Here is a 26,128-nt window from a genome sequence, read left to right as displayed (position 1 = left end):
GATGTTCACCGGCATTATCGAGGAATTGGGCGAGATCGTCCGGGTGGAGCCGACGGCAGGCGATTCGGCGCTGGTGGGCGTACGCGGCCCACTGGTCACCTCCGACGCCCGGCACGGCGACTCGATCGCCGTCAACGGTGTCTGCCTGACGGTCGTGGAGGTGGCCGACGGTGTCTTCACCGCCGACGTGATGGGGGAGACGCTGCGCCGCTCCGCGCTGGGCGCGCTGCGCCCCGGCGACCCGGTCAACCTGGAGCGGGCCGCCGCGCTCGGTAGCCGCCTCGGCGGGCACCTGGTGCAGGGGCACGTCGACGGCGTCGGTGAACTCATCTCCCGGGAGCCGGCCGAGCAGTGGGAGACCGTCCGGTTCCGGCTGCCCGCCGCCCTGTCCCGGTACGTGGTCGAGAAGGGCTCGATCACCATCGACGGTGTCTCGTTGACTGTCGCCGCCGTCGGCGCGGACGAGTTCGCCGTCGGGCTGATCCCCACCACGCTCAAGCTGACCACGCTCGGCGCGAAGGGCGTCGGCGACCCGGTCAACCTGGAGGTCGACGTGCTGGCCAAGTACGTCGAGCGGCTCCTCGGCGACCGGCTCACCGACGCCGACGCCAGCGGGCTGGCCGCGAACCCGGGTGGGGTGGCCTGATGGGCCCGCTCAGTTGGCTGCTGGACGCGCAGGTGCACGTCGCCGGCTCGCCGGTGCTGGCCAGGGAGATCGTCGGCAACGCGTTCGGGCTGGTCTCGGCGCTGCTCGGGTTGCGCCGGCTGGTCTGGGCGTGGCCGGTCGGCATGATCGGTAACGCGCTGCTCCTCACCGTCTTCCTCGGCGGGGTGTTCGCCACCCCCCAGGAGCACGACCTGTACGGGCAGGCCGGCCGGCAGGTGTTCTTCTTCGCTGTCAGCGTCTACGGCTGGTGGCGCTGGCAGCGCAACCGTCGCGCCGACGGTGGGCAGGCTGCGGTCGTTCCGCGCTGGGCCACCGGACGGGAGCGACTGATGCTGCTGGTGGCCGCCGTGATCGGCACCGCCGCGGCCTACCCGCTGCTCAAGGCCCTGGGCTCGTGGGGCCCGCTGCCCGACGCCTGGATCCTCACCGGCAGCCTGCTGGCCACGTACGGCATGGCCCGCGGCTGGGTGGAGTTCTGGCTGCTCTGGATCGCTGTGGACGTGGTCGGGGTGCCGCTGCTGCTGCGCGGCGGGTTCTACCCGTCGGCCGTCATGTACCTGATCTACGGCGCCCTCTGCGTCTGGGGCTTCGCCGCCTGGTGGCGCACCTCGCGCGCCGCGGCCACCGTCCGTACGCCCATCTACCGGGAGGCCGTCGCATGACCAGCTTCGGAAGCATTGAGCAGGCGATCGCGGACATCGCGGCCGGCCGGCCGGTCGTCGTGGTCGACGACGCGGACCGGGAGAACGAGGGCGACCTGATCTTCGCGGCCGAGTTGGCCACGCAGGAGCTGATGGCGTTCATGGTGCGCTACACCTCCGGCTACGTCTGCGTGGCGCTGACCGAGAGCGAAGCCGACCGGCTCGACCTGCCGCCGATGCACCACACCAACCAGGACCGGCGCGGCACCGCGTACACGGTGACGGTGGACGCCCGCGAGGGGGTCAGCACCGGCATCTCGGCGGCCGACCGCGCGCACACCAGCCGGCTGCTCGCCGACGCGGCGACCGACCCGACCGACCTGGCCCGCCCCGGGCACGTGGTGCCGCTGCGCGCTCGCGAGGGCGGGGTGCTGCGCCGACCGGGGCACACCGAGGCGGGGATCGACCTGACCCGGCTGGCCGGGCTGCGCCCGGCCGGCGTGCTCTGCGAGCTGGTCAACGACGACGGCACCATGATGCGCCTGCCGGACCTGGAGAAGTTCTCCGCCGAACACGGCCTCACGCTGGTCACCATCGCCGACCTGATCGCCTACCGTCGGCGTACCGAGAAGCAGGTCGAGCTGGTCGCCGACGCCCGGATGCCGACGAAGCACGGGGTGTTCCGGGCGCTCGGCTACCGCGCCGAGCACGACCCGGCCGAGCATGTCGCGATGGTGCTGGGTGACCTCGGTGACGGCCAGGACGTGCTGGTCCGGGTGCACTCCGAGTGCTTGACCGGGGACGTGTTCGGCTCGTTGCGCTGCGACTGTGGGCCGCAGCTGGACGCCGCGCTGGCGCGGGTCGGGCAGGAGGGCCGGGGCGTGGTGCTCTACGTGCGTGGGCACGAGGGGCGCGGCATCGGGTTGCTGCACAAGCTGCAGGCGTACCAGTTGCAGGACCTGGGCCGCGACACCGTCGACGCCAACCTCGACCTGGGCCTGCCGGCCGATGCCCGCGACTACGGCACCGGCGCGCAGATCCTCTACGACCTGGGCGTGCGGTCGATGCGGTTGCTGACCAACAATCCGGCCAAGCGGGCCGGACTGGAGGGGTACGGGTTGACCATCACCGGCCGCGAGGGGCTGCCGGTCGGCGCGCACCCGGAGAACATGCGCTACCTGCGCACCAAGCGGGACCGGATGGGTCACCTGCTGGACGAGTTGGACGAGGTGTCCGAGGCGCCGCTGGGGCGCCCGGTCGCCAACGACGAGATCGGAGCATGACGATGGCGGGTTTCGGTGAGCCGGGAGTCGAGGCGGTCGACGCCACGGGCCTGACCGTCGGGGTCGTTGCCGCCCGCTGGCACGGCGAGCTGACCGACCACATGCTGGAGCGTGCGGTGGCCGCCGCCGAGGCGTGCGGCGCGCGTTCCGTGGTCGCCCGGGTCGCCGGCTCGGTCGAGCTGCCGGTGGTCGCGCAGGCCCTCGCCCGCCGCTGCGACGTGGTGGTCGCCCTCGGCGTGGTGGTCCGTGGGTCCACCGCCCACTTCGACTACGTGTGTCGTTCGGTCACCGACGGGCTGACCCGGGTGGCGCTGGACGAGGGCAAGCCGGTGGCGCACGGGGTGTTGACGGTGGAGACCATCGAGCAGGCCCGCGACCGCGCCGGTCTGCCCGGCTCGGCGGAGGACAAGGGCTGGTCCGCCACAGTGGCGGCGCTCGACGCGGCGCTGGCCGTACGGACGGTGGCTGCGGGCAACGCCCAGCGGGTCGGCTTCGGCGGTTGATGCCTCGGCCGTCTCCGAAGGCCCGCCTTCAGAGACGGCCGGCCTCGATGATCCGGCGCAGGAACTGCCGGGTACGAGGCTGCGTCGGCTCGCCGAGCACCTGCTCGGGCGGGCCGCTCTCGACGACCCGCCCGGCGTCGAGGAAGCACACCTCGTCGGCGACCTCCCGGGCGAAGCCCATCTCGTGGGTGGCCAGCACCATTGTCATGCCGTCGGCCTTCAGGTCGCGGATCATCGCCAGCACCTCGCCGACCAGCTCCGGGTCGAGCGCGGAGGTGACCTCGTCGAGCAGCATCAGTCGCGGTGAGTTGGCCAGCGCCCGGACGATCGCCACCCGCTGCTGCTGCCCGCCGGAGAGCCGGTCCGGGTAGGCGTCCGCCTTGGCGCCGAGCCCCACCCGGTCGAGCAGTTCCCGGGCCTGCGCCTCGGCCTCCGCCCGGCCCCGCCGGTGTACGCGGCGCGGCGCGAGGGTGATGTTGTCCAACACGCTCAGGTGCGGAAAGAGGTTGTACGCCTGGAACACCATGCCGATCCGCCGCCGGACCTGGTCCGGGTCCACCCGGGGATCGGAGATGTCCTCCCCGTCCAACTCGATGGTGCCGTCGTCCAACTCGTCCAGCAGGTTGACGCAGCGCAGCAGTGTCGACTTGCCGGACCCGGACGCGCCGATCAGTGCCACCACCTGATGCTCGGCGACGGTCAGATCGAGGTGGTCGAGCACGGCGTGCCCGCCGTACTCCTTGCGCAGACCCCGACAGCGCAGCAACGCCATGGGTCAGCCTCCCGACTGTCGGCGGGCCGCGCGCAGCGTCACCCAGTCGGTGACCGCGATCAGCGGGATGGCGAGCAGCACGAAGAGCACCCCCGCCACGACGTACGGCGTGTAGTTGAAGGTTTGGGCGGTGGCGATCTGCGCGGCACGGACCGCGTCGATCGGCCCCGCGAGGGAGACCAGCCCCACGTCCTTCTGCAACGCCACCACGTCGTTGAGCAGGGGTGGCGCCACCCGCCGGACGGCCTGCGGCAGGACCACGTGCCGCATCGTCTGCCGGTGGCTCAGGCCCAACGAGCGGGCCGCGGCGAGTTGGCTGGAGTGCACCGACTCGATGCCGGCCCGGAACACCTCGGCGAGGTAGCCGCCGTAGGTGAGGACCAACGCGATCCCACCCAGCACCAGCACCGGCGGCATGCCCTGCAACCGCAGGCCGGGCACGCCGAGGGTGAGCAGGTACAGCACGATGATCAGCGGTAGGCCGCGGAAGGTGTAGGTGTAGCCGGCGGCCAGCGCGCGGACCGGGAAGAAGACCGGCCCGCGCAGCGTCCGCAGCACGGCGATCACCAGCCCGAGCAGCAGCGCGCCGACCGCACAGCAGACCAGCAGCCGTATGTTGAGCCAGAGCCCGCTCAGCACCGTCGGCAGCGCGTCGCGGGCGATCTCCGGATCCAGGAACGACTGCCGGACCCGGTCCCAGCCCGGCGCCCCGGTCACCGCGATCACCAGCAGCGTGCCGAGCGCCGCCGTCGAGGACGCCGCGACGAGCACGCTGTAGACGGTCTGCCGACGCCGGTACGCCGACCGGCGCAGTTGCGCCTCCGAGGGCACATGATCCAGTAGCGTCACCGCAGCTCGGCCGCCCCCGCCACCTGCGCGAGCCACTTCTGTTCCAGCTCCTTCAGCGTGCCCGCCGTGGTGAGCTGACCGACCGCCCCGCTCACGCAGGAGGTCAGTGGGGAGTTCTTGTCCAGCAGCAACCCGAACGCCTCGGGCGTACCGACCTGCGGCACCTGCCCGACGATCGTGGCGTCGGTGATCTCCGCGCCGGTGATGTAGAAGGCGGTTGGAAGGTCCACCACGAGACCGTCCAGCTGCCCGTTCTGAAGGGCCTTCTTGGCGTCGTCGTTGCTGTTGTAGACCTGCGGCTTGGCGGTCGGCTTGATCACGTCGGTGATCGCCTGGTAGCTGGTGGTGCCGACCTGCGCGCCGAGCCGGGCGTCCCGCAGGTCGGCCAGCGACTTCCGGCCGGCGATCTTCGAGGACTTCAACGCGATGACTGTCTGCCGCACCAGGTAGTACGGCGCGGAGAAGTCGACAGCCTGCTTGCGCTCGTCGGTGATGGAGAACTGGTTGATGTCGAAGTCGAAGTCCTTCGGCCCCGGCGCGATGGCGGTGTCGAACTTGACCCTGGTCCAGGTGACGTCGGCGCGGCCGTAGCCGAGCTTCTCGGCCACCGCGTACGCGACGGCGGATTCGAAGCCCTCGCCGCTGTCCGGCTTGTCCTTGGCGAACCACGGTTCGTACGCGGGCTGGTCGGTGGCGATGGTCAGCTTGCCCGGCGTACGCGTGGGCAGGCTGTCCTTGGCGCAGGACGGCGGGGCGGTGACAGTGGGGGTGGGTTTCTCGTCCTGTGGCGCGCATCCGGCGGTGGCTACGACGACGGCGCCGGCGAAGGTGAGCGCGAGGAGACGTGAGCGGCTGGCCATGGCGGACAGCGTAGAGCTCCATGGGCATCGATAGGCAATTGTCCCACCATGTTGGTAGGGAATTGTCCGCTTGCTGGATTCCGACGGACCCGGACGTGGGGTGCCGCGCGGGTGGCTGGAAGAATCGTTCCCCGTGAAGACGTTCGAGGAGTTGTTCGCCGAGCTGCAGGCCAAGGCCGCCGCCGGCACCCCGGGGTCGGGCACCGTCGCCGCGCTGGACAAGGGCGTGCACTTCATCGGCAAGAAGGTCGTCGAGGAGGCGGCCGAGTCGTGGATGGCCGCCGAGCACGAGGGGCCGGAGCGCACCGCCGAGGAGATCTCCCAACTGCTCTACCAGGTCCAGGTGCTGATGCTCGCCAGTGGTCTCGAGCTCAAGGACGTCTACCGACATCTGTGAGTGCCCCCACCCCTGTTGATCGCCAACCGGATCGAAGGAGCACTCCGTCATGCTGCGTGTCGCCATTCCCAACAAGGGCACCCTGGCCGAACCGGCCGCCCAGATGCTGCGTGAGGCGGGCTACCGCCAGCGCACCGACCCCAAGGACCTCGTCTGCCGCGACGAGGCCAACGACGTCGAATTCTTCTACCTGCGTCCGAAGGACATCGCCACCTACGTCGGCTCCGGTGACCTCGACCTCGGGATCACCGGCCGGGACCTGCTGATCGACTCGGCCGCGCCGGCCGAGGAGGTCGTCGACCTCGCCTTCGGCCGGGCCACCTTCCGCTTCGCCGCCCGCCCCGACGACATCGCCTCCGTGCAGGAGCTGGGCGGTCACCGCATCGCCACCGCGTACCCGGGGCTGGTCGAACGGCACCTCGGCGAGGTGGGCGTCAAGGCCGACGTGATCCGCCTCGACGGCGCCGTGGAGAACGCCGTACGCCTCGGTGTCGCTGACGTGATCGCGGACGTGGTGGAGACCGGCGCGACCCTGCGCCAGGCGGGCCTCGTGGTCTTCGGTGAGCCGTTGCTGCGCTCGTCGGCGGTGCTGGTCCGGCGTGCCGGCGCGCCCGCGCAACCGCAGGCCGAGCAGTTGCTGCGCCGCCTGCACGGTGTGCTGGTGGCCCGCCGCTACGTGATGCTCGCCTACGACGTGCCGGCCGGTCTGCTGGACCGGGCCAGCGGGCTCACTCCGGGCATCGAGTCGCCCACGGTGTCGCCGCTGCACCGCGAGGGCTGGGTGGCGGTGCAGGCCATGGTGCTCCGCGACGACGTGCACCGCATCATGGACGAGCTGTACGAACTGGGCGCCCGCGCCATCCTCGTCACCAACATCCACGCCTGCCGCCTCTGACCGTCCCCGGCCGGTGCGGCCCGGCGCACGCGGGACCCGTCCCGCGGCCCCGCCCGGACCGGGAAGATCGCGCTCGATCATGGAAATAGTGGCCTCCAGCTCGGCGGAGGCCACTGGATCCTGGATCGAGCACGATCTTGGGGCGGCTGGCCGCCTGTGGGCTCGGGGTGGTGGCTCGGCGGGTGGTGCGTTCGATGACCGAGCGCGGGTGGCAGACTGGTGGGGTGAGTGAAACCGAACTGGTCCGCCTGAAGCCCCGCCGCATCCGCGTGGTCTGCTGGTCGGCGGCGGCCGCCCTGGTGGTGGTGTTCGGTCTGGTCGCTACCTCGCTGAGTGGCCCGACCGGCGATGGTTACGGCAGCTTCCAGCGCGGCGACCAGATCGCCATGATCGGCCTCGGCATCTTCGGTGCGCTGGGCTTCCTGCTGTTCACCCGTCCCCGGGTGGAGGCGGACGCCCGGAGCATCCGGGTCCGTAACGTCATCAGCTCCTACGAGCTGCCCTGGGAGGTTGTCCGGGGCGTCCGCTTCGACCGGGGCGCGCCGTGGGCCAGCCTGGAGCTGCACGACGACGACCTGCTGCCGATGGTCGCGTTGCAGGCCGCCGACAAGGAGTTGGCCGTCGACGGGGTCCGCGCGCTGCGCCGGCTGCACGAGGCCCACCAGGTCCGCCTCGCCGAACGCGCCGTCGGCCGCTGACCCAGCGCGGCCGACCCGCCGACCTGCCGGGCGTCTTTGAACACCAGGTCGTGCCCGGTTTGGGGGTCGCCGGGGCGCCGGTGTAGTGTTATCGAGTCGACCAGGCTGTCTCCGCGTGCGAGCAGACAGCCTTGAAAGCGGAGCGCCTGCTCCCACCCGAGTCGCCGCTACGGTGGCCGGGTCCGGTCACCGGTTCCGGGCATGTCCCGGTGCCGGGTGCGCGATCCTGGTGATCGCGCTGACCGGTCGAGCGGGCCCTGGCATGCGCCGGGGCCTTCTGCTTTTCGGGTCGGTTCCCTCCCGGGAGCCGCAGGGGTCGGCGAGTGAGCAGAAACGACTCGAGGAGGCCCCATCAGCGTCGAACCACGCGTGAACGAGCAGATCCGGGCACGTGAGGTCCGACTGGTCGGCCCAGAGGGTGAGCAGGTGGGCATCGTCCCGCTGGAGCGCGCTCTTCAGCTGGCCGCGGACGTCGATCTGGACCTGGTCGAGGTTGCGCCGATGGCGCGCCCGCCGGTGTGCAAGCTCATGGACTTCGGCAAGTTCAAGTACGAGAGCGCACTCAAGGCGCGCGAAGCGCGGCGTAATCAGCAGCAGACCGTCATCAAGGAAATGAAGCTTCGGCCGAAGATCGACCCGCACGACTACGAGACCAAAAAGGGTCACGTGGTGCGGTTCCTCAAGGCGGGCGACAAGGTCAAGGTGACGATCATGTTCCGCGGTCGCGAGCAGAGCCGTCCGGAGCTGGGTTACCGGCTCCTGCGCCGGCTCGAATCCGAGATCACGGAACTGGGATACGTCGAGGCCGCTCCGAAGCAGGACGGCCGAAACATGATCATGGTTCTCGCCCCGCATCGGGCCGTCAAGGCCTCCGCGGTCGCCGCTACGGCGTCTCGCGGCGGACCTCGGGACCGGGCAGGGGACGAGTCCGCCGCTCCGGAAGCCGATGAGACCGCAGCGGTCAGCGAGACCGCAGCAGCCGGTGACACCGGCCTCGCCGCCGACACCAGCAGCGAGTAACAGGGGAGAAGACGTTCCACATGCCGAAGATGAAGAGCCACACGGGTATGGGTAAGCGGGTCAAGGTGACCGGCAAGGGCAAGATCGTTGCCCAGCAGGCCGGCCTCCGCCACAACCTGGAGAAGAAGCCCTCCACCCAGACCCGCCGGCTGACCGGCACGGTCGTGCTGGCCAAGGCCGACGTCAAGCGCATCAAGAAGCTGCTCGGCCGCTGACGCGCGCCACCTTTACGTAATTAGGAGTTGAGATGGCACGCGTCAAGCGGGCTGTAAACGCCCAGAAGAAGCGTCGTACCCTGCTGGAGTCCGCGAGTGGTTACCGCGGTCAGCGCTCCCGCCTGTACCGCAAGGCCAAGGAGCAGGTGCTGCACTCGATGCAGTACGCCTACCGGGACCGTCGCGACCGCAAGGGCGACTTCCGGCAGCTGTGGATTCAGCGGATCAACGCGGGCGCCCGGGCCAACGGGATGACCTACAACCGTCTGATCCAGGGCCTGCGTCTGGCCGGCATCGAGGTCGACCGCAAGATCCTGGCCGACATGGCTGTCAACGACGCCGCCTCTTTCGCGGCGATCGTCGAGCTGGCCCGGGCCGCGGTCACGGCCGAGGGCACCGGCGGCGCGGCGGCTCAGGCCGCCTGATCCCCACGCACCAGAGCGAGGCGTCTCCCGTGTCGGCACCGCCGTCCGGGGGGCGCCTCAATCGTGCCGGAGGAGCGCACACCATGGCTTTCACCCCGCGTACCCCCAGGGTCGTCGCCGCCCGCCGCCTGCAACGCCGCCGGGACCGCGACGCCACAGGCCGTTTCCTGGCCGAGGGCCCGCAGGCGGTCCGCGAGGCCCTCGCGCGGCCGGAGGTGGTCACCGAACTGTTCGGTACGACCACCGCGCTCGACAGGTATCCGGAGTTGGCCGCCACGGCGGCCCGCGCCGACGTGCCGGTCTCCGAGGTGACCGACGATGCCCTCGCGGCGCTGACCGAGACCGTCGCCCCACAGGGGTTGGTCGCCGTCTGCCGGCACCTGGACGTCCCACTGGAGCAGGCCCTCGCGGGTGCGCCCCGGCTGGTGGCGGTGCTCGCCGAGATCCGTGACCCGGGCAACGCCGGCACCGTGCTGCGCACCGCCGACGCGGCCGGCGCGGGTGCGGTGATCTTCGCCGGAGACGCCGTCGACCCGTACAACGGCAAGTGTGTGCGAGCCTCTGCCGGCAGCCTCTTCCACGTCGACGTGGTGCGCGCCCCCGACCCGGTCGCGGTGGTCGACGCGCTGCGCGCCGCCGGGCTGTCGATCTTCGCCACCACCGGGTACGGCGACAACGACCTGGACGACCTGACCGACTACGGTCGGCTCGTCGGGCCCACCGCCTGGCTGTTCGGCTCGGAGGCGCACGGCCTGCCCGAGGAGTTGACCGCCGCCGCCGACACCACGGTGCGGGTGCCGCTGTACGGGCGCGCGGAGAGCCTCAACCTGGCTGCCGCCGCGGCGGTCTGCCTGTACGCTTCAGCGAGAGCGCAGCGCTGAGGGTGATTGCCTCCGGCGCGACTGACAGCAGGGGAGAGCGTCCGTCCATGAACGCGACACGGCGTTCGTTTAGCCAGCCCGCCGGTGTCGGCGGGCGGCGGGCCTGACCTGCTCCCTGCGCAACTCCTACCGGCGGGCTGCGGCACAGCCGCGCGTCCGTAGACTCGCCTAGCCGCCCCGGTGAGGGCTGGCGCCGCCGTGAGGGAGTGCCCGTACGCCATGAGCTACCGCAACGATCCGTACGACCCGAAGCAGGTTGCCCTGCTCGACCCCGCCGCCCTGGCCGAGGCCGTCACGGACGCCACGAAGGCGTTCGAGGCCGCCGCCGACCCGGACGCGCTGAGCGCGCTGCGCTCGGTGCACCTGGGTGACCGGTCACCGGTCTCCCTCGCGCGCCGGGAGATCGGCGCGCTGCCGCCGGCCGCGAAGTCCGACGCCGGCAAGCGGGTCAACGAGGCCCGCCGGGCGATCGAGTCCGCGTACGCCGAGCGCGCCGAGGTGGTCGAGCGCGAGCAGGCCGAGCGGGTGCTGGTCGAGGAGCGGGTGGACGTCACCCTGCCCTACGACCGGCGTCCGCGCGGCGCCCGGCACCCGTTGAGCACCCTGATGGAGTCGATTAGCGACCTCTTCGTCGGGATGGGCTACGAGGTGGCCGAGGGGCCCGAGGTCGACCTGGAGTGGGTCAACTTCGACGCGTTGAACATCCCCGCCGACCACCCGGCTCGCGGGCTGATGGACACCTTCCACATCGCACCGGAGGGTTCCGGCCTGGTCCTGCGGACGCACACCTCGACGGTGCAGACCCGCACGATGCTCAGCCGCAAGCCGCCGATCTACGTGATCGTGCCGGGTCGCGTCTACCGCACCGACGAGATCGACGCCACCCACAGCCCGGTGTTCCACCAGGCCGAGGGCCTGGTGGTCGACAAGGGCATCACGATGGCCCACCTGCGGGGCACGCTTGACCACTTCGCCCGGGCGATGTTCGGCCCCGAGGCGAAGACCCGGTGGCGGCCGCACTACTTCCCGTTCACCGAGCCGTCGGCGGAGTTCGACGTGTGGTTCCCGGAACACCGCGACGGCCCGCAGTGGGTCGAGTGGGGTGGCTGCGGCATGGTCAACCCCCGGGTGCTGCGCGCCTGCGGCGTCGACCCGGAGGTCTACTCCGGATTCGCCTTCGGCATGGGCATCGACCGGACCCTGATGGTCCGGCACGGGGTCAGCGACATCCGCCATCTCTTCGAGGGCGACGTGCGGTTCAGCCGCGCGCTCGGGACCGGGGCGTAGGCGATGCGGGTACGAGACACGGGAACGGTGGTCTGAAGTCATGCGAGTTTCTGTCAGTTGGCTGCGGGAGTACATCGACCTCCCCGCCGACCTGCCCACCGGTGACCTGGAGCAGGCCCTGGTCGACCTCGGCATCGAGGTCGAGTCCGCTGTGGACCTGGCCGAGACCGTCACCGGCCAACTGGTCGTCGGTGAGGTCCGCGAGATCGAGGAGCTCACCGGCTTCAAGAAGCCGATCCGGTTCTGCCGGGTCGACGTGGGTGCCGCCAACGGCACCGGTGAGCCGCAGGAGATCGTCTGCGGTGCCCGTAACTTCGCCCCGGGTGACCGGGTGGTGGTGATCCTGCCCGGCGGCGTGCTGCCCGGCGGCTTCGCCATCGGCGCCCGCAAGACGTACGGGCACAACTCGGCGGGCATGATCTGCTCGGCCAAGGAACTGGGCCTGGGCGACGACCACTCCGGCATCATCGTGCTGGGGCCGGACGTGACGGCCAAGCCGGGCGACGACGCGCGCCCGGTGGTGGGTCTCGACGACGTCGTCCTCGATCTGGAGATCACCCCTGACCGGGGGTACGCGCTGAGCCTGCGCGGCCTGGCCCGGGAGCTGTCGCACGCGTTCGACGTGCCGCTGCGCGACCCGGCCCTCACGCCGGCCCCGGGCGGCACCGATACGCCCGCGTACCCGGTGGAGGTCCGCGACACTGTCGGCTGCGACCGGTTCACGGCCCGCCTGGTCCGCGGGGTCGACCCGACCGCTCCCACACCGTCCTGGATGCAGCAGCGGCTCGTCACCGCCGGCATCCGCAGCATCTCGCTGCCCGTCGACATCACCAACTACGTGATGCTGGAGCTGGGCCAGCCGATGCACGCCTTCGACGCCGACCGGATCGCCGGGCCGCTGGTGGTCCGGCGCGCCGAGGCGGGGGAGAAGCTGACCACCCTCGACGGGGTCAACCGGGTGCTCACCGCCGACGACATGGTGATCTGCGATGACACCGGGCCGATCTCCCTGGCGGCGGTGATGGGCGGCGAGACCAGCGAGGTCGTCGCCGGCACCACCACAGTGCTCTTCGAGGCGGCGCACTGGGACCCGGCGATGGTCGGGCGCACCGCCCGCCGGCACAAGCTGTTCAGCGAGGCCGCGAAGCGCTGGGAGCGGGGTGTCGACCCGGCCGTGGCGCTGGTCGCGCTGGAGCGCGCCGTGCGCCTGCTCACCGAGCACGGTGGGGGCACGCCGAGCGCGGAGATCCTGGACATCGACCACGTCCAGCCGCGTACCCCGATCAGTCTTCCGGCGGACCTGCCGACCCGGCGGGTCGGCGTCGAGTACCCGCCGGCGCGGGTGGTCGCCCTGCTGGAGAGGGTCGGCTGCACTGTCGCGCAGGGCGCGGACCGGTTGTCCGAGGACCCGGGCGCGGTCGGCGTGGCCAGCGGCGTTGGGACGGTGCTGAGCGTCACCCCGCCGACCTGGCGGCCCGACCTGACCGACCCGGCCGACCTGGTCGAGGAGGTCGTCCGCCTCGACGGGTACGACCGGGTGCCGTCGGTGCTGCCCACCGCGCCCCCCGGGCGTGGTCTGACGCCGCGGCAGCGTCGCCGCCGGGCCGTCGCCGGTTCGCTGGCCGAGCGGGGGTACGTGGAGGTGCTCGCGCACCCGTTCGTGTCGCCGGAGCTGGCCGACCAGCTCGGCCTGCCGGCCGACGACCCGCGCCGGCCCGCGGTGCGGCTGGCCAACCCCCTGTCCGAGGAGGAGCCGCTGCTGCGCACCACGCTGCTCGGCCCGCTGCTCGGCATCCTCAAGCGCAACCTCGGCCGGGGTCACCGCGACCTCGCCCTCTACGAGATCGGTGCGGTCTTCCACCCGCGCGTCGGCGCCGGCAGCCCGCCGACGATGGGCGTGGACCGGCGCCCCACCGACGAGGAGTTCGCCGCCGCCGACGCGGTGGTGCCGGCGCAGCCGGTGCACGTCGCGGTGGTGCTCTCCGGCGACCTGGACCCCGCCGGCTGGTGGGGTCCGGGTCGACCGGCCGGCTGGGCGGACGCGATCGAGGCGGCCCGTGACGTGCTGGCCGCCGCCGGGATCCCCGACGAGCGGGTCGAGGTGCGCGCCGCCGAGTACGCCCCGTGGCACCCGGGTCGCTGCGCCGAGCTGCGGGTCGACGGCTCGGTCGTCGGACACGCCGGCGAGCTGCACCCGGTGGTGGTCGCGGCGTTGGAGCTGCCCCGCCGCACCAGCGCGATGGAGCTGAACCTCGACACGCTGCCGCCGACCCCGGTGACGCCGGCGCCGACGGTCTCCGGCTTCCCGCCGGCGCTGATCGACGTGGCCCTCGTGGTGGACGACTCGGTGCCGGCGGAGCAGGTGCGCCGGGCGCTGGAGGCGGGCGCCGGTGAACTGCTGGAGGACGTGCGGCTCTTCGACGTGTACTCCGGCGCGCAGCTCGGCGCCGGCCGCCGCTCGCTGGCGTACAAGCTGACCTTCCGGGCACCGGACCGGACGCTCACCGTCGAGGAGGCGGTCGCCGCACGGGACGCGGCGGTCGCCGTCGCGGCGGAACGCCTCGGCGCCACCCTGCGCGGCGCGTAACCGGATCGGCTCGTCCCTGCCCCGCGATCTCTTGGTCCGCGGGTCCGGGGTCCGAGTCGCTGGCGGGGCACCTGCGATCAAAGGCCCTGGCCTGGTGATTTCTCACCAGGCCAGGGCCTTTACAGGCGGTGGATTGAATACGACACCCGACGGAGGTTCTCGTGGGTACCTGCGTGGACGGACTGGCTGGAATGTGTTCGGGTGACCATGGACAAGTGACGCCGCACGGAAGCCCGTTCTCGATGTCATGGCACCGGCAGTTGGTGCCGTGACCAGGGAGATTAGGAGACGTCTCGTAACTCCCAGCGCGGTTCGCCGCCGGATGCGATCCTGGGGGCATGACGGGCCCAGGCCAGGATGACGCCGAGGTGGCATACCTGCGGGAGGTCACCGAGGTCGAAGGTGATCTCGACGACGAGGGGGGTAAGCGTCGTTCTCCCGTCGTGAGAGGCGCGAACGGGAGTCGGGTGAGGTCGATCACGCCGACACCGGGCTCCACACACATTCGCCTCGTGTTGGCCTACGCCTTACCATGCGACGCGCGCGCCGTAGCCCTTCCCACGGCCCGCATTCACCGGTGAGGTCCGCCCCAGCTGCCCCCGCCGGTCGCAGCGGCTGAGGGGCTCTGAGAAGAGGTCTGCCTCGGAGCCTGACATCTTCCTGGCCTGCGTCGTCATATTGGTGAGGGCGGCGACCGGTGCCCCGGGGACGGAGTGAAAAATGAAGATTTTCATCGCTGGTGGGCGCGGCCGTGTCGGCTCCCCCCTTGCTGACAAGCTGGAGGCCAGGGGCATCGAGGTGGTCTCGGGAGGACTTGATGACGGGATCGACGTGATCTCTGGCGAGGGGCTCGCCGAGGCCCTGGTCGGAGTCGACACCATCGTGAACGTCCTGAACACCCCCCGCTTTGATGCGGAGGGGGCCATTTCGTTCTTCGAGGGAGCGATCAACAATCTGAATGCGGAGGGCAAGCGGGCAGGTGTGCGTCACCACGTCCTGCTCTCCATCGTCGGCGTCGGACAAGGAGACGCGTCTGAGGTTGGGTACTACCTCGGCAAGGTGGCGCAGGAGAAGGCCGCACGATCCGGTTCGATCCCCGCAACCATCATTCGAGCCACTCAGTTCCAGAGCTACCTTCCCATCCTCATTGACCAGCACTCTGTGGACGGAAAGGTTTTCGCTCCCAGGTCGGTCATCCAGCCTGTCGAGCTGGACGAGGTCATCGAGCTGCTCGCCGAGGCTGCCACGACATTGGAGCCGGGAAGCGAGGTCGAGATCGCTGGACCCGACCGCTTCTACCACGATGACCTCTTCCGTGCCACGCTGGCTGATCGCGGAGACGACCGCGAGGTTGTGACCGTGGAGGCGGAAGGGGCACCCGATGCGATGGTTCCACGTGGCGCTCACCGGGTAGGCACTGTGAGGTACCCCATTTCAGGAATCCCCCTCGCCTGAAACCACAATAAGGGGACGATGGGACGCTCGGCCGTCAGAGGATAGTTGAGGCATGCCGCGCTCAGGTCGGAAAGGGTGCCCAATGTCGGAAGACTTTCCTGCCGAATCCATAGGGTTTGGAGGAGCCGAGCGTGATGAATCGCGGATTCTCGATTCCGTCGCTGCCGAGCGACACCGTTTGATGTCGCTGGCCTTTCGTATGATGGGCACCCTGGCCGATGCTGAAGATGTTGTGCAAGAGACGTATGTCAGATGGTACCGCCTTGGGGCCGAGGAACGCGAAGCGATTGCCACGCCCGCTGCATGGTTGATGCGAGTTGCGAGCCGTATCTCACTCGACATGCTGGGCTCCGCGCGGGCACGACGGGAGACGTACGTCGGACAATGGCTACCGGAGCCAGTCCCATCTGACCTCTTTGCGGACGCAGCGAAGGAGCCAACGAGCTCCAGTCATATCGCCGCCGATCCGCTCGATCGCGTTTCCCTCGATGATACGGTCAGTATGGCTTTGTTGACGGTCCTCGAGTCCATGACCCCAGCGGAGCGAGTGACGTTCGTACTGCATGACGTATTCGGCGTGCCGTTTGGCGAGATTGCCAGTGTTGTAGGCCGTTCACCAGGAGCCGTAAGGCAATTGGCGACGTCCGCACGTCGGCACGTTCGAGGAGGAAGGCGAGCACAAGTTTCTCCTCAACAGCATGATGGAGTTGTTCGGGCGTTCCGCGACGCAACGGTTGGAGGGAATATTGAAGACCTGTTGCGCGTATTGGCCCCAGATGTCGAACTGCGAGTAGATGGCGGCGGATTCGTCAATGCCGCACCTCAGGTTATCCGTGGTTCGGATCATGTGGCGCGGTGGCTCGTGGGAGTGATGCGTAAGCAACCCGCTCTTCGTTTTGAGCGACGAGACACGGCTGACGGTCTCGGATACATGCTGAGGAATGGGGAGCATCGATATGGGATGGCCACCTTCGACGTCAGTGCTGACTGTGTCACGAACGTGTGGCTGATGCTTAATCCACTGAAACTGACGAATTGGCCACTCGACTAAGGGATTGCAGATCATTAACACGTTGTTTTGATCTTGTTGTCCTCGCCGGTCTGTGCCTGGACCCGGTCCTGGAGGGCGGCGAGGGTCGTGGGCGGAGTTGTCGCCGGTGCGATGGTGATGCCGTGTGCCGCGAGCAGTCGCGGGTTCTTCAGGAGGGTGCGGTGCATAGCGCTGCGGCTGGTGCCGAACAGCACGGCGAGGGGTTCCGCGGCCAGGGTGGCCCGCAGGTGGAGCACGGTGGCCAGGACCTGATCGGTCACGGGTCTCGTCCGGGATGCGCATGCCAGACCAACGAGCCTCAGATCGGGAAGCGATCGGTCGCTTGGCCGGCCCGCCCGATGCACCCGCCCCTACCGGATGACTGAGATCGGCTCTCCACAGCCCGGGGAGCCAAAGCATGATCGTCGGCTGGGGGACACGCCGCCGTACAGTGGATCTGTTCATTACCATGCAGTGTGCTGCATGAACTTGCACTCGTGAGTCGTCCTTGTTAATCTTCGCTGCATAGTCATGCGGAGGTGAGTATGGGGATCCGAGTCGCGGTCGCCGGAGCGAGCGGGTACGCCGGAGGCGAGCTGCTGCGCCTGATCGCCGGGCACCCGCAGTTCGACCTGGTCGCCGCCACCGCGCACAGCCAGGCCGGGCACCGCGTCGACGTGGTGCACCCGCAGCTCACCGGGCTCGACCTGGTGCTCGGCGAGACCGACCCGACGATCCTGGCCGATGCGGACCTGGTCTTCCTGGCCCTGCCGCACGGCCAGTCGGCGGCTCTCGCGGCCCAGCTTCCGGCCGAGGTGCGGATTGTCGACCTGGGTGCCGACCACCGGCTGGCCGACCCGTACGCCTGGGCGCAGTACTACGGCGGCACGCACGCCGGGCAGTGGACCTACGGCCTGCCCGAGTTGCCCGGTCAGCGGGAGCTGATCGCCGGCTCCACCCGGGTGGCGAACACCGGCTGCTACGCCGCCGCGATCACCCTGGCGCTCGCGCCGCTGATCGCCGACGGCGCGGCCAGCCCCGCCGACGTGGTGGTGGTCGCCGCCTCCGGCACCTCCGGCGCCGGCCGGGCGACCAAGCCGCACCTGTTGGCCAGCGAGGTGATGGGCGACCTGTCGCCGTACCGGGTGGGCACCCACCAGCACGTACCGGAGATCAAGCAGGCCACGGGCGCGACCGGCCTGTCGCTCACCCCGGTCCTGGCGCCGATGCCGCGCGGCATCCTGGCCACCGTCACCGCGGTGCCGGCGCGCGGCGTCGACCCGCAGGAGGTGCTGGCGCGGGCGTACGCGGACGCGCCGTTCGTGCACGTGCTGCCGGAGGGCCGTTGGCCGCACACCGCCGCCACCCTCGGCTCCAACTCGTGTCACCTACAGGCCACCGTCGACGTCGACTCGGGTCGTCTGATCGTGCTCAGCGCGTTGGACAACCTGGGCAAGGGCGCGGCCGGTCAGGCCGTCCAGAACGCCAACCTGATGCTCGGCCTGCCGGAGACGACGGGCCTGTCGATCTGGGGAGTCACCCCGTGAGCGCGAGGAGTGCAGCGCAGCGGAGCCCCGCAGTCGCGAACGAGAGGCAGGCGCCGTGAGCGTCACCACCCCTCGGGGGTTCCGGGCGGCCGGTGTGGCCGCCGGCCTCAAGGCCAGCGGCGGCGCGGACGTCGCCCTGGTGGTCAACGACGGCCCAGACGCCGGCGTGGCCGGTGTCTTCACCACCAACCGGGTCAAGGCCGCGCCGGTGCGCTGGACCCAGCAGGTGGTGCAGGGCGGTGTGGTCCGCGCGGTGGTGCTCAACTCCGGTGGCGCGAACGCCTGCACCGGTCCGGCCGGTTTTCAGGACACGCACGCCACCGCCGAGCACACCGCCGCCGCGCTGACCTCGGTCAGCCCTCGGCTGATCCTCGGCGCCGGTGAGGTCGCGGTCTGCTCGACCGGCCTGATCGGTGAGCGGCTGCCGATGCCCAAGCTGCTGCCGGGCGTCCGGTCGGCGATCCGCGGGCTGTCCCGCGACGGTGGCCCGGCCGCCGCCGAGGCGATCATGACCACGGACACCCGGCCGAAGACCACTGTGGCCCGGGGGAGCGGCTGGACGGTCGGCGGCATGGCCAAGGGTGCCGGGATGCTCGCGCCCGGGATGGCCACCATGCTCTGCGTGTTGACCACCGATGCGGTGGCCGGGCCGGCGACGCTGGACGAGGCGTTGCGGGAGGCCACCCGGGTCAGCTTCGACCGGGTCGACTCCGACGGTTGCATGTCCACAAACGACACCGTGCTGCTGCTGGCCAGCGGCGCGAGCGGCATCGAGCCGACACCGGCCGAGCTGGCGGCCGCCGTCACCGCGGCCTGTCACGACCTGGCCCAGCAGTTGGTGGCCGACGCCGAGGGCGCCACCAAGCAGATAGCCATCGACGTGGTCGGCGCGGCGGACGAGGACGAGGCGGTCGAGGTGGGCCGTACGGTGGCCCGCAACAACCTGGTCAAGACGGCGTTGTTCGGCAACGACCCGAACTGGGGTCGGATCCTCGCCGCCGTCGGCACCACCGCCGCCGCGTTCGAGCCGGACGAGGTGGACGTGGCGGTCAACGGGGTGTGGGTGTGCCGGGGTGGCGCCGCCGCCGAGGACCGCTCGAAGGTCGACCTGACCGGGCGGGACGTGACCATCCGGATCGACCTGCACGCGGGTACGTCGGCCGCCACGATCTGGACCAACGACCTGTCCCACGCGTACGTGCACGAGAACTCGGCGTACTCGACGTGAGCGCGAGGAACGCAGCGAAGCGGAGTCCCGCAGTCGCGAACGAAAGGCCAGCGACGTGAGCGCGAGGAACGCAGCGAAGCGGAGTCCCGCAGTCGCGAACGAAAGGCCGGCACGGTGAGTCTCAGCAGCGATTTGGCTCGCGCCCAGGTCAAGGCGGAGACGTTGATCGAGGCGTTGCCCTGGTTGGCGCGCTTCACCGGCTCGACGGTGGTGGTCAAGTACGGCGGCAACGCGATGACCGATCCGGAGTTGCAGCGGGCGTTCGCGGCGGACATGGTCTTCCTGCGCTATGCCGGCCTGAAGCCCGTGGTGGTGCACGGCGGTGGTCCGCAGATCTCCGCGATGCTGGGTCGCCTCGGCATCGCCAGCGAGTTCCGGGGTGGTCTGCGGGTGACCACGGCCGAGGCGATGGACGTGGTCCGGATGGTGCTGGTCGGTCAGGTGGGCCGGGAGCTGGTCGGTCTGATCAACTCGCACGGTCCGTACGCCGTCGGCCTCTCCGGCGAGGACGCCCGGCTGTTCACGGCGGTGCGGCGTCCGGCGTACGTGGACGGGGTGCCGGTCGACGTGGGCCAGGTCGGGGACGTCGAGTCGGTCGACGTGTCAGCGGTGACCGACCTGATCGAGGCCGGCCGGATTCCGGTGATCTCCACGGTGGCGCCGGACGTGGAGGGTGTGCTGCACAACCTCAACGCGGACACCGCCGCCGCGGCGCTGGCCATCGCGTTGCGGGCCCGCAAGCTGGTCGTGCTCACCGACGTGGCCGGCCTGTACGCGGACTGGCCGGACACCACCAGCCTGGTCTCCGAGATCGCCGCGGACGACCTGGCCAAGCTGCTGCCCAGCTTGGAGTCGGGGATGGTGCCGAAGATGGAGGCCTGCCTGCGGGCGGTGCGTGGGGGAGTGCCCGCCGCGCACGTCGTCGACGGCCGGGTGGCGCACTCGACGTTGCTTGAGGTGTTCACCTCGGAAGGGTTCGGAACGATGGTGGTGCCGGGAGACGGGACGGACGCGACATGAGCACGTTGGCGCAGCGGTGGAAGCAGTCCATGATGGACAACTACGGCACACCGCCGATGGCGTTGGTCTCCGGTCACGGTGCTGTCGTGGTCGACGACGCCGGTCGGGAATACCTGGACCTGGTGGGTGGCATCGCTGTCAACGCCCTCGGTCACGCCCACCCGGCGGTGGTGGCGGCGGTGTCGAAGCAGGTCGCGACCCTTGGGCACGTCTCCAACCTCTACGTGGCCGAGCCGCCGGTCGCCCTCGCCGAGCTGCTGTTGGCGCTCGCCGGCCGACCGGGGCGGGTGTTCTTCGCCAACTCGGGTGCGGAGGCGAACGAGGCGGCGTTCAAGCTGTCCCGGCGCACCGGCCGCACCCAGGTGGTGGCCACCAGGGGTGGCTTCCACGGCCGCACCATGGGCGCCCTCGCGCTGACCGGTCAGCCGGCCAAGGCCGATCCGTTCCGGCCGCTGCCCGGCGAGGTGACCCACGTCGACTACGGCGATGTCGCCGCCCTCGACGCGGCCGTCTCCGAGGCCACCGCCATGGTGATCCTGGAACCCGTCCAGGGTGAGAACGGTGTGCTGGTCCCGCCGGCCGGCTATCTCGCCGCGGCCCGTCGGATCACCGCCCGGCACGGCGCGCTGCTGGTCCTCGACGAGGTGCAGACCGGCGTCGGGCGTACCGGGCACTGGTTCGCGCACCAGGCCGAGGGTGTGGAGCCGGACGTGGTCACCCTGGCCAAGGGGCTGGGTGGTGGGCTGCCGATCGGCGCGACGCTGGCCTTCGGCCCCGCCGCGGACCTGCTCACCCCCGGCTCGCACGGCACCACGTTCGGCGGCAACCCGGTCAGTTGCGCGGCGGCGCTCGCCGTGGTGGCGACCATCGCCAACGAGGGCCTGCTCGACAACGTCAAGCGGGTCGGTGAGCGGTTGCGTCGCGGCATCGAGGCGCTGGGCCACCCGCTGATCGGCGAAGTCCGCGGCGCCGGTCTGCTGCTCGGCGTGGCGCTCACCGCGCCGGTCGCCTCGGTGCTGGCCGAGGCGCTGCGGGAGGCCGGTTTCCTGGTCAACCCGGTGCAGCCGGGTGTGATCCGGCTGGCCCCACCGCTGATCCTCACCGCCGCCCAGGCGGACACCTTCCTCGCGGCGCTGCCCGCCGCACTGGACGCGACGGCCCCGGCCGCCGCCGGCGCGCAGAGCGCACCAGCCACAGTGACCACCACGACGGGAACGACTCGATGACCCGGCACTTCCTGCGCGACGACGACCTCTCGCCGGTCGAACAGTCAGCGGTCCTCGACCTGGCGGCGCTGATGAAGGCGGACCGGTTCGGCCACCGGCCGCTGGTCGGCCCCCGCTCGGTGGCGGTGCTCTTCGACAAGCAGAGCCTGCGGACCAGGATCTCGTTCGACGCCGGCATCGCGGAGCTGGGTGGGCACCCCCTGGTGGTGGACACGCAGGTCACCCACTTCGGTCGTGGTGAGTCGCTCGCCGACGCGGGGCGGGTGCTGTCCCGCTACGTCGCGGCGATCGTGCTGCGGACCCACGGTGACGAGCGGATCGCCGAGGTGGCGGCGGGCGCGACGGTGCCGGTGGTCAACGCGCTCACCGACGGTTTCCATCCGTGCCAGCTGCTGGCCGACCTGCTCACCATCCGGGAGCGGTGCGGTGGCACGGCCGGGCGCACCCTGGCGTACGTGGGGGACGGCGCGAACAACATGGCGCAGTCGTACCTGCTGGCCGGGGCGACCGCCGGGATGCACGTGCGGGTCGCCGGCCCGGCCGGGTTCGCGCCGGACGCCGTCGTTGTGGAACGGGCCGGCCAGATCGCCGCGGAGACCGGCGGGTCGGTGCGGGTGCTGACCGACCCGGCCCAGGCGGTACGCGACGCCGACGTGCTGGCCACCGACACCTGGACGTCGATGGGGCAGGAGTCCGACGGGTTGGACCGGATCACCCCGTTCCTGCCGTACCAGGTCAACAAGGAGCTGCTCGGTCAGGCCGCACCGGACGCGATAGTGCTGCACTGCCTGCCCGCACACCGCGGTGAGGAGATCACCGACGAGGTGCTCGACGGGCCGCAGAGCGCGGTCTTCGACCAGGCGGAGAACCGGCTGCACGTGCAGAAGGCGCTGCTGACGTTCCTGCTGGGGGGAACCGCGACGGGAGGCGCCGCGACCGGCGATGCCGCCACCGGGGGCCCGCGATGACCGCGCCGCTGACTCGCGCGGCCCGGCACGCCCGGATCGTGGAGCTGATCCGCGATCGGTCGATCCGGTCGCAGACCGAGCTGGCCGACCTGCTCGCCGCCGACGGGGTCGGCGTCACCCAGGCCACCCTCTCGCGGGACCTGGAGGAGTTGGGCGCGGTCAAGGTGCGCGGTGGCGACGGTCCGGCCGTCTACCTGATCCCCGAGGACGGGCAGCGACCGTTGCGCGACGCCGAGGCCGCGCCGGCCCGGCTGGTACGGCTGCTGCGCGAGCTGCTCAACGGGGTCGACTCCAGCGGCAACATCGCCGTGCTGCGGACACCGCCGGGCGCGGCCCAGTACCTGGCCAGCGCGTTGGACAGGGCGGGCCTGCCCGAGATCGTCGGCACCATCGCCGGCGACGACACCATCCTGGTCGTGGCCCGTGAGGCCGCCGGCGGGGCTGCGCTCGGGGACAAGCTCGCCGGCTGGGCCCGCCGGGACGACACCGCTGAAGGGAACACCACGTCATGACCGAGCGGGTCGTGCTCGCGTACTCCGGCGGGTTGGACACCTCCGTCGCCATTCCGTACCTGTCCGAGCAGACCGGCGCGGAGGTGATCGCTGTCGCTGTCGACGTCGGGCAGGGCGGTGAGGATCTCGACGCCATCCGTCAGCGTGCCCTGGACTGTGGCGCCGCCGAGTCCGAGGTGGTGGACGCGCGCGACGAGTTCGCCGCCGACTACTGCCTGCCGGCGATCCGGGCCAACGCGCTCTACATGGACCGCTACCCCCTGGTGTCGGCGCTGTCCCGGCCGCTGATCGTCAAGCACCTGGTGGCGGCGGCGCGCAAGCACGGCGGCACGATCGTGTCCCATGGCTGCACCGGCAAGGGCAACGACCAGGTCCGGTTCGAGGTGGGCCTGAACGCGCTCGCCCCCGACCTGAAGATCATCGCGCCGGCCCGGGACTTCGCCTGGACCCGGGACAAGGCGATCGCCTTCGCCGAGGAGAAGGGGCTGCCGATCGACGTGTCGGCCAAGTCGCCGTACTCGATCGACCAGAACCTGTGGGGTCGCGCGGTGGAGACCGGCTTCCTGGAGGACATCTGGAACGCCCCCGTCGAGGACCTCTACTCGTACACCTCCGACCCGACCCAGGAGCGCGACCCCGACGAGGTCGTGGTCACCTTCGACGGCGGCGTGCCGGTGGCGATCGACGGTGAGACGGTCACCCCGTACCAGGCGATCCTGGAGCTCAACCGGCGCGCCGGCGCTCAGGGCGTGGGCCGGCTCGACATGGTCGAGGACCGCCTGGTCGGCATCAAGAGTCGGGAGGTGTACGAGGCGCCCGGCGCGATCGCGCTGATCACCGCCCACCAGGAGTTGGAGGCGGTGACAGTCGAGCGGGACCTGGCCCGGTTCAAGAAGGGCGTCGACCAGCGCTGGGGCGAACTCGTCTACGACGGGCTGTGGTTCTCGCCGCTGAAGGCGTCGCTGGACGCGTTCATCGACGACGCGCAGCGGCACGTGAGCGGCGAGGTGCGGATGATCCTGCACGGCGGCCGGGCCACGGTGACCGGCCGGCGTTCCGAGGCGAGCCTCTACGACTTCGGGATGGCCACCTACGACACCGGCGACACCTTCGACCAGTCCCTGGCCAAGGGTTTCGTGCAGCTGTGGGGGTTGCCGAGCCGGATGGCCGCCGCTCGGGACGCCCGGTTGGGCGGTGGCGGACAGTGACAGGTGTAAGCGCGAAGACCGAGCAGGCGCGGCGAGCGGGCCCCGCAGTCGCGAGCGAGAGGCAACCAAGGCAATGATGGGCGACGTGGACGACAAGAGCCTGACCGAGAACAGCGCCGCCACCAACCGGACCAGCCTCTGGGGTGGCCGGTTCGCGGGCGGCCCCGCCGAGGCGCTCGCCCGACTGTCGGTGAGCGTGCAGTTCGACTGGCGCCTGGCCCCGTACGACATCGCCGGTTCCCGGGCGCACGCCCGGGTCCTGGCCGGCGCCGGCCTGCTCGATCCGGAGGAGCTGGGCCGGATGCTGGCCGCGCTGGACGACCTGGAGGCCGCCTGCGCCTCTGGAACGTTCCGCCCCACCATCGACGACGAGGATGTGCACACCGCGCTGGAGCGCGGCCTGCTGGAGCGTCTCGGCAGCCTCGGTGGCAAGCTGCGCGCCGGCCGGTCCCGCAACGACCAGGTCGCCACCGACCTGCGGCTCTACCTGCGCGACCACGCCCGGGGCGTGGCCAGCCGCCTGGTCGAGTTGGCGGAGGCGCTGGTCGAGCAGGCCGAGCGGCACATCGACACCGCCGCGCCGGGCATGACCCACCTCCAGCACGCCCAGCCGGTCACCTTCGGGCACTGGCTGCTCGCCCACGTGCAGCCGCTGCTGCGTGACCTCGAGCGGCTGCGTGACTGGGACCACCGGGCGGCGATCAGTCCGCTCGGCGCGGGCGCACTGGCCGGTTCCGGGCTTCCACTGGACCCGGTGGCGGTGGCCAAGGAGCTGGGCTTCCGTACGTCGTTCGCCAACTCGATGGACGCCGTCGCCGACCGGGACTTCGTGGCGGAGTTCCTGTTCACCACCGCCCTGATCGGGGTGCACCTGTCCCGGCTCGGCGAGGAGGTGGTGCTCTGGACGTCGCACGAGTTCGGCTGGGTGGAGCTGGACGACTCCTTCGCCACCGGCTCGTCGATCATGCCGCAGAAGAAGAACGCGGACATCGCCGAGCTGGCCCGGGGCAAGTCGGGGCGTCTGGTTGGCGGTCTGATGACGGTGCTCACCATGCTCAAGGGCCTGCCGATGACCTACGACCGGGACATGCAGGAGGACAAGGAGCCGGCGTTCGACGCGGTCGACACCCTGGAGCTGCTGCTTCCGGCCCTGGCGGGAATGATCTCCACGATGACGGTGCGGGTGGACCGCCTCGTCGCCGCCGCCCCGGTCGGCTTCTCCCTCGCCACCGAGGTCGCCGACTGGCTGGTCCGACGCAACGTGCCGTTCCGCGACGCGCACGAGATCACCGGTCAGCTGGTGGCGCTCTGCGCGGCTCGGGAGTGCGAGCTGAACGACGTCTCCGACGAGGACCTGGCCGCGATCAGCGGGCACCTCGACCCGTCGGTGCGCGACGTGCTCTCGGTCCGTTCGGCTCTCGCCGCCCGGACCACCCCCGGTTCCACCGGCCCCGGCCCGGTCGCCGACCAGCTCGCCGACGCGGCGGACCGGCTGGCCAGCTGGCGGGAGTGGGCTTCCGAGCGGGTCGTTCCGCGCTGAGCTGTGCCGTGGCGTCGGCGCTGGCCGCCGGCGCCGCGGCGGTTCAGGCCGTCGGTCGCTCCCGCTTGGGGAGCTTGGCCACCACCATGTCGTACGACGAGTCGACGGCCTCGGTCAGCTCCTCGTCGTCGATTCCGCCGTCCAGGCGCAGCGTGTTCCACCCGGACCGGCCGATGTAGGGCATCACGCTGGCGTCGCCGGGGTGTCGGTGCAGCCACTCGTCGGCCACCTCCCGGGTCGCCCCGCACTTGATGCCGACCGTCGCTTTGCCCTCGGCGCTGCCGAGGAAGGCGAAGATCCGGCCGCCCACCTTCACCACCTCGTCGCCCTCCCACGGTTGGTCCAGCCACGCTCCCGGCTTGGCCAGGCAGTACGCCAGCATCTCCGCGCGCTCCATGGGTGCCTCCTCGTCGT

General features: G+C 70.9%; 27 protein-coding genes and 1 pseudogene. 23 read left to right on the top strand and 5 right to left on the bottom strand.

The genetic code is table 11. The features are described from left to right. Window position 1 precedes the first annotated feature (1 nt). The 4 genes from OG992_RS09225 to ribH are packed head-to-tail and all read left to right on the top strand — an operon-like array spanning window position 2 to window position 3,094. Window positions 2–646: a riboflavin synthase gene (locus tag OG992_RS09225; protein ID WP_238686773.1), complete on the top strand. Its 645-nt coding sequence runs from the start codon at window positions 2–4 to the stop codon at window positions 644–646. Next, window positions 646–1,329: a nicotinamide riboside transporter PnuC gene (gene pnuC / locus OG992_RS09220; RefSeq protein ID WP_266302986.1), complete on the top strand. Its 684-nt coding sequence runs from the start codon at window positions 646–648 to the stop codon at window positions 1,327–1,329. The genes OG992_RS09225 and pnuC overlap by 1 nt, the downstream gene beginning before the upstream one ends. Continuing rightward, on the top strand, window positions 1,326–2,591 hold the full coding sequence (locus OG992_RS09215; RefSeq protein WP_238686771.1) for a bifunctional 3,4-dihydroxy-2-butanone-4-phosphate synthase/GTP cyclohydrolase II: 1,266 nt from the start codon (window positions 1,326–1,328) through the stop codon (window positions 2,589–2,591). The genes pnuC and OG992_RS09215 overlap by 4 nt, the downstream gene beginning before the upstream one ends. A gap of 2 nt (window positions 2,592–2,593) precedes the next feature. Beyond that, a complete protein-coding gene (gene ribH / locus OG992_RS09210) occupies window positions 2,594–3,094 on the top strand; it encodes a 6,7-dimethyl-8-ribityllumazine synthase (protein WP_266305181.1) in 501 nt (166 codons plus the stop codon). 28 nt (window positions 3,095–3,122) lie between these two features. Here ribH and OG992_RS09205 read toward each other — a convergent pair whose 3' ends face one another. The 3 genes from OG992_RS09205 to OG992_RS09195 are packed head-to-tail and all read right to left on the bottom strand — an operon-like array spanning window position 3,123 to window position 5,575. Next, on the bottom strand, window positions 3,123–3,866 hold the full coding sequence (locus OG992_RS09205) for an amino acid ABC transporter ATP-binding protein (RefSeq protein ID WP_274531639.1): 744 nt from the start codon (window positions 3,864–3,866) through the stop codon (window positions 3,123–3,125). A 3-nt stretch (window positions 3,867–3,869) separates the two neighbouring features. After that, the gene (locus tag OG992_RS09200; protein WP_266302985.1) at window positions 3,870–4,715 is read right to left on the bottom strand and encodes an amino acid ABC transporter permease; all 846 of its coding nucleotides are present in this window, start codon (window positions 4,713–4,715) and stop codon (window positions 3,870–3,872) included. Next, window positions 4,712–5,575 (bottom strand): ABC transporter substrate-binding protein, encoded by an 864-nt coding sequence (locus OG992_RS09195; RefSeq protein WP_266302984.1) that lies wholly within the window; start codon window positions 5,573–5,575, stop codon window positions 4,712–4,714. Before OG992_RS09195 ends, OG992_RS09200 begins: the two co-directional genes overlap by 4 nt. A gap of 133 nt (window positions 5,576–5,708) precedes the next feature. Here OG992_RS09195 and OG992_RS09190 point away from each other — a divergent pair, with 133 nt between their 5' ends. The 11 genes from OG992_RS09190 (at window position 5,709) to sigJ (ending at window position 16,486) form a co-directional block, all read left to right on the top strand. Then, window positions 5,709–5,972 (top strand): phosphoribosyl-ATP diphosphatase, encoded by a 264-nt coding sequence (locus OG992_RS09190; RefSeq protein WP_030335709.1) that lies wholly within the window; start codon window positions 5,709–5,711, stop codon window positions 5,970–5,972. Window positions 5,973–6,021: 49 nt separating this feature from the next. Further along, the gene (hisG, locus tag OG992_RS09185; RefSeq protein ID WP_030488425.1) at window positions 6,022–6,867 is read left to right on the top strand and encodes an ATP phosphoribosyltransferase; all 846 of its coding nucleotides are present in this window, start codon (window positions 6,022–6,024) and stop codon (window positions 6,865–6,867) included. A gap of 224 nt (window positions 6,868–7,091) precedes the next feature. After that, entirely contained in the window at window positions 7,092–7,565 is a 474-nt protein-coding gene (locus OG992_RS09180; RefSeq protein WP_238686768.1) for a PH domain-containing protein, read from the top strand. 369 nt (window positions 7,566–7,934) lie between these two features. Next, window positions 7,935–8,585, top strand: coding sequence for a translation initiation factor IF-3 (infC, locus tag OG992_RS09175; RefSeq protein ID WP_238686767.1), 651 nt, complete (start codon window positions 7,935–7,937; stop codon window positions 8,583–8,585). 20 nt (window positions 8,586–8,605) lie between these two features. Next, window positions 8,606–8,800, top strand: a complete 195-nt coding sequence (gene rpmI / locus OG992_RS09170) for a 50S ribosomal protein L35 (protein ID WP_007458415.1) — start codon at window positions 8,606–8,608, stop codon at window positions 8,798–8,800. Between the two features lie 32 nt (window positions 8,801–8,832). Continuing rightward, on the top strand, window positions 8,833–9,225 hold the full coding sequence (gene rplT, locus OG992_RS09165) for a 50S ribosomal protein L20 (protein WP_030488429.1): 393 nt from the start codon (window positions 8,833–8,835) through the stop codon (window positions 9,223–9,225). A 29-nt stretch (window positions 9,226–9,254) separates the two neighbouring features. Then, the gene (locus OG992_RS09160) at window positions 9,255–10,106 is read left to right on the top strand and encodes an RNA methyltransferase (RefSeq protein WP_238686766.1); all 852 of its coding nucleotides are present in this window, start codon (window positions 9,255–9,257) and stop codon (window positions 10,104–10,106) included. Between the two features lie 219 nt (window positions 10,107–10,325). Then, window positions 10,326–11,393, top strand: coding sequence for a phenylalanine--tRNA ligase subunit alpha (gene pheS / locus OG992_RS09155; protein ID WP_238686765.1), 1,068 nt, complete (start codon window positions 10,326–10,328; stop codon window positions 11,391–11,393). Window positions 11,394–11,433: 40 nt separating this feature from the next. After that, entirely contained in the window at window positions 11,434–13,980 is a 2,547-nt protein-coding gene (gene pheT / locus OG992_RS09150) for a phenylalanine--tRNA ligase subunit beta (RefSeq protein ID WP_266302983.1), read from the top strand. Window positions 13,981–14,700: 720 nt separating this feature from the next. Next, window positions 14,701–15,435: an SDR family oxidoreductase gene (locus OG992_RS09145; RefSeq protein WP_238686763.1), complete on the top strand. Its 735-nt coding sequence runs from the start codon at window positions 14,701–14,703 to the stop codon at window positions 15,433–15,435. Window positions 15,436–15,517: 82 nt separating this feature from the next. Beyond that, on the top strand, window positions 15,518–16,486 hold the full coding sequence (gene sigJ / locus OG992_RS09140; RefSeq protein WP_266302982.1) for an RNA polymerase sigma factor SigJ: 969 nt from the start codon (window positions 15,518–15,520) through the stop codon (window positions 16,484–16,486). 14 nt (window positions 16,487–16,500) lie between these two features. Here sigJ and OG992_RS09135 read toward each other — a convergent pair. Continuing rightward, window positions 16,501–16,740, bottom strand: a pseudogene (locus OG992_RS09135) (ISAzo13 family transposase); the annotation flags it as partial. Between the two features lie 270 nt (window positions 16,741–17,010). On the opposite strand from OG992_RS09135, the gene argC reads away from it, so the two are divergent. The 8 genes from argC to argH all read left to right on the top strand — a co-directional run bounded on the left by argC (window position 17,011) and on the right by argH (window position 25,714). Further along, entirely contained in the window at window positions 17,011–18,012 is a 1,002-nt protein-coding gene (gene argC / locus OG992_RS09130; protein WP_238686761.1) for an N-acetyl-gamma-glutamyl-phosphate reductase, read from the top strand. Between the two features lie 55 nt (window positions 18,013–18,067). Next, entirely contained in the window at window positions 18,068–19,240 is a 1,173-nt protein-coding gene (argJ, locus tag OG992_RS09125; protein WP_266302981.1) for a bifunctional glutamate N-acetyltransferase/amino-acid acetyltransferase ArgJ, read from the top strand. Window positions 19,241–19,354: 114 nt separating this feature from the next. Then, window positions 19,355–20,260 (top strand): acetylglutamate kinase, encoded by a 906-nt coding sequence (gene argB / locus OG992_RS09120; protein ID WP_091402003.1) that lies wholly within the window; start codon window positions 19,355–19,357, stop codon window positions 20,258–20,260. After that, entirely contained in the window at window positions 20,257–21,486 is a 1,230-nt protein-coding gene (locus OG992_RS09115; protein ID WP_238686759.1) for an acetylornithine transaminase, read from the top strand. Before argB ends, OG992_RS09115 begins: the two co-directional genes overlap by 4 nt. Then, window positions 21,483–22,454, top strand: coding sequence for an ornithine carbamoyltransferase (gene argF, locus OG992_RS09110; protein ID WP_238686758.1), 972 nt, complete (start codon window positions 21,483–21,485; stop codon window positions 22,452–22,454). The genes OG992_RS09115 and argF overlap by 4 nt, the downstream gene beginning before the upstream one ends. Then, complete coding sequence (locus tag OG992_RS09105) at window positions 22,451–22,966, top strand: arginine repressor (RefSeq protein WP_238686757.1); 516 nt, start codon at window positions 22,451–22,453, stop codon at window positions 22,964–22,966. The genes argF and OG992_RS09105 overlap by 4 nt, the downstream gene beginning before the upstream one ends. After that, a complete protein-coding gene (locus tag OG992_RS09100; RefSeq protein ID WP_266302980.1) occupies window positions 22,963–24,174 on the top strand; it encodes an argininosuccinate synthase in 1,212 nt (403 codons plus the stop codon). Before OG992_RS09105 ends, OG992_RS09100 begins: the two co-directional genes overlap by 4 nt. Before the next feature lie 76 nt (window positions 24,175–24,250). Continuing rightward, on the top strand, window positions 24,251–25,714 hold the full coding sequence (gene argH, locus OG992_RS09095; RefSeq protein ID WP_112668626.1) for an argininosuccinate lyase: 1,464 nt from the start codon (window positions 24,251–24,253) through the stop codon (window positions 25,712–25,714). A gap of 43 nt (window positions 25,715–25,757) precedes the next feature. Here the strand turns inward: argH and OG992_RS09090 are convergent, their stop codons facing one another. Continuing rightward, window positions 25,758–26,111: an MmcQ/YjbR family DNA-binding protein gene (locus OG992_RS09090; protein WP_238686754.1), complete on the bottom strand. Its 354-nt coding sequence runs from the start codon at window positions 26,109–26,111 to the stop codon at window positions 25,758–25,760. Window positions 26,112–26,128: the final 17 nt, after the last annotated feature.

Source organism: Micromonospora sp. NBC_00362 (assembly GCF_026342155.1).
Classification (GTDB): Bacteria; Actinomycetota; Actinomycetes; order Mycobacteriales; family Micromonosporaceae; genus Micromonospora; species Micromonospora hortensis.
The sequence above is the reverse complement of the archived record's forward strand: the minus strand, read 5'-3'. Positions and strand labels throughout refer to the sequence as shown.